At 47.6% G+C, this 536-nt stretch carries 5 tRNA genes; all 5 read right to left on the minus strand.

Going from position 1 to position 536, the window contains the following annotated elements:
• Nucleotides 1–10 precede the first annotated feature (10 nt).
• The 5 genes from BVI01S_RS21925 to BVI01S_RS21945 all read right to left on the minus strand — a co-directional run bounded on the left by BVI01S_RS21925 (nucleotide 11) and on the right by BVI01S_RS21945 (nucleotide 416).
• A tRNA-Gly gene (locus BVI01S_RS21925) sits at nucleotides 11–84 on the minus strand.
• A 9-nt stretch (nucleotides 85–93) separates the two neighbouring features.
• A tRNA-Cys gene (locus BVI01S_RS21930) sits at nucleotides 94–167 on the minus strand.
• Nucleotides 168–169: 2 nt separating this feature from the next.
• Nucleotides 170–244, minus strand: a tRNA-Gln gene (locus BVI01S_RS21935).
• An 8-nt stretch (nucleotides 245–252) separates the two neighbouring features.
• Nucleotides 253–325: transfer RNA gene (locus BVI01S_RS21940), tRNA-His, on the minus strand.
• Nucleotides 326–342: 17 nt separating this feature from the next.
• A tRNA-Trp gene (locus BVI01S_RS21945) sits at nucleotides 343–416 on the minus strand.
• Nucleotides 417–536 lie beyond the last annotated feature (120 nt).

Below are 536 nucleotides of genomic sequence, written 5' to 3' on the forward strand. Positions count from 1 at the left end.
AAAAATGAATTGGAGCGGGTGAAGGGAATCGAACCCTCATCATCAGCTTGGAAGGCTGAGGTTTTACCACTAAACTACACCCGCATGAATATTTGGAGGCGGCAACCGGATTTGAACCGGTGATAAAGGTTTTGCAGACCTCTGCCTTACCACTTGGCTATGCCGCCGTTGGCTGGGCTAGCTGGATTCGAACCAACGCATGTCGCAGTCAAAGTGCGATGCCTTACCGCTTGGCTATAGCCCAATAAAAAGGGCGACTGATGGGAATCGAACCCACGAATGCCTGAACCACAATCAGGTGCGTTAACCACTTCGCCACAATCGCCATGCTTGAAATTTCTTTGGCAGGGGCAGTAGGAATCGAACCCACACCAAAGGTTTTGGAGACCTTCGTTCTACCGTTAAACTATGCCCCTATGAAATACAATAGTTTTTTAAAAGCCAACATGCTATTTGCTTGGATCATGATGCTCCACTTCGTCGCGCGTGGTTTAAGGAGGATTATTTTTACTCCGCTGTCGCTTCGTAAAAAAATC

The sequence above is a fragment of the Rossellomorea vietnamensis NBRC 101237 genome (assembly GCF_001591825.1).
GTDB lineage: Bacteria > Bacillota > Bacilli > Bacillales > Bacillaceae_B > Rossellomorea > Rossellomorea vietnamensis.